Source organism: Xenorhabdus hominickii, from assembly GCF_002632725.1.
Classification (GTDB): domain Bacteria; phylum Pseudomonadota; class Gammaproteobacteria; order Enterobacterales; family Enterobacteriaceae; genus Xenorhabdus; species Xenorhabdus hominickii.
In genome coordinates, this window is the sequence record NZ_NJAI01000028.1 from 1 (window position 1) to 2,301 (window position 2,301).

Annotated in this window: 2 protein-coding genes; both read left to right on the plus strand. The window is 56.2% G+C overall.

Going from position 1 to position 2,301, the window contains the following annotated elements; all coding sequences use genetic code 11:
- The coding region (locus Xhom_RS24680; protein ID WP_244590825.1) for a condensation domain-containing protein at window positions 1-1,907 on the plus strand (1,907 nt) is incomplete at its 5' end.
- 4 nt (window positions 1,908-1,911) lie between these two features.
- The coding region (locus Xhom_RS24685; RefSeq protein ID WP_145957518.1) for a hypothetical protein at window positions 1,912-2,301 on the plus strand (390 nt) is incomplete at its 3' end.

The following is a 2,301-nucleotide window of genomic DNA, read 5'->3' on the forward strand; positions in this document are numbered from 1 at the left end:
CAACCCATCCGCAGGTGAAACAGGCGGTGGTGATTGACCGGGTGCATGAAGGGCAGAAAGCGCTGGCCGCGTATCTGGTCACCGACGACACCTTACCAGCTCAAAACCTGCCGGATGAAATGCTGATTGCCCATTTGTCTGCCCGTTTGCCGGATTACATGGTGCCGGCCAGCTTTACCCGCCTTGATGCTATTCCGCTGACCCTGAACGGCAAGCTTGACCGTCAGGCCCTGCCGGTGCCGGGACGGGGGAAACGGGCCGGCTATGTGGCGCCGCGTAATGCGCTGGAAGCCCAGTTGTGCGCTCTGTGGCAGGACGTTCTGGGGCTGGCGCAGGTCGGCATTGACGATAACTTTTTCCGTATTGGCGGGGATTCCATCGTCAGTATCCGGCTGGTGTCCAGACTGCGGCAGGCCGGCTTTGCCTTGCAGGTTAAGGCGATTTTTGATGCCCCCACCGTGGCCCGGCTGGCCCGGTGGCTGACCCAGACGGCCGCGTCAGCCGGGATTATTGCCGAGCAGGGAGCCTTAAGCGGGGAATTTGCATTATTGCCTATCCAGCAGGGGTTCTTTGAGCGGGATTTGCCGAAGCCGCATCACTGGAATCAGGCCTTTATGGTGCAATTACCCGGTGACATCCCGTCCGCCGCGATTGCGCAAGCCTTGGTAACACTGGCCGCCCGTCATGATATGTTGCGGGCCCGGTTTATCCGGACAGGCAGGGGCTATCATCAGCATTATCAGGCGGATATCCCCGCGTGGGGGCCGGTATTACAGGCGTGTGATGTCAGTGCCTTGGAGGCGCCGGCTTTACACCGGCAGCTGACCCAGTGGCAGAGCGGACTGGATTATGACGCAGGGCCATTATGGCAGGTGGCTCACCTGACCGGATACGCCGACGGCCGCGCCCGGCTCTTCTTTGCCTTCCACCACCTGATTATTGATGCCGTTTCCTGGCGCATCATAGCCGAAGATATGCGGTTATTGCTGCAAGGGGCGGCTTTGCCGGCGAAAACCAGCAGTTACCGGCAGTGGGTCAGCGCGGTGCATCACTATGCCAGACACCATCAACAAGAAGTGCCTTACTGGCAGCGGGTGATGGCGGACAAAGCCCCGTCCCCGCCGCGGGAGGCGGCCGGTCAGCACCGGCTGGCCCTTTCTGCGGCGCTGACGGAAACCCTGCTGCGCGAGGCCAATGCGGGTTACCACACGGAAATTAATGACTTGCTCCTGAGTGCGCTGACACTGGCCTTGCCGGCCTGCTTCTCGCGGCCGGTGAATCACATCATTCTGGAAGGGCATGGACGTGAGTCCATCGACAGCACGCTGGATGTGTCCGAAACGGTCGGTTGGTTTACCACGGTGTACCCCGTCCGGCTGGAAATGCAGCAAGGGGTGGCGGCAACCATTATTCACACCAAAGAAATGCTCAGGGCCGTGCCCCACAAAGGCATGGGGTACGGGGCCTTGCAGCAGGCGGGCAAGCTGGCCGGTGATTTACCGGGCATCAGCTTTAACTATCTGGGGCAGTTGGGGGGCGAGGCCGGCCCGCAGGACTGGTCACTGACCAGCGACGATTGCGGAGTGATGATAGCCCGCGAAAACGTCAGTCCTTTGCTATTGGACATCAATGGTGCGGTGCAGGCAGGTCAGTTGCAATTCAGCGTGGGTTCTTGTTTGTCCGCCAGCCAGACACAGGTGTTTATCATGGCGTTTGAGCAGGCACTGGAGAAGGTCATTACGACGGGCCAGACCCAAGCCCAACAGGGCGGGATCAAAACCCCCAGTGATTATGGCATGAAGGGTGTTTCAATCGAGCAGTTAAAGCAACTGACTCATCGCTTTGGGCATGTGAATAACGAAAATTCGCACCTCCATTCAGAAAAGAAAACTATTTTGGATGTGTAACAATATGTTGATATTACTTACAGAGCTACATAAAAACCGCGTGTCAGTATGGGTCAGTGAAAATAAGCTAAAACTCGCGTTCGCCGGAGAAACGCCGCCTGTTCAATTAATTGATAAAGTGAAAGCGAAAAGAGAAAACATCATCAATTTCTTAAATGAAAGAAGGATCTTTTCTGAGGAGGATTTTCAAACTCTGATCCTGAATCAACAGGATGCTAATTCTGATATCACTCGTGAAGAACCCAGTGAATACACCGGAAACAAAATTGAAGGGATATTCCCGGCCACCAGTTTACAGCAGGGGTTTGTTTATCACTATCTGGCCCAGCCGCAGGACGATGCCTATCGGGTGCAATTACTGCTGGATTATCACGACAATCTGGATCTGGCGGCT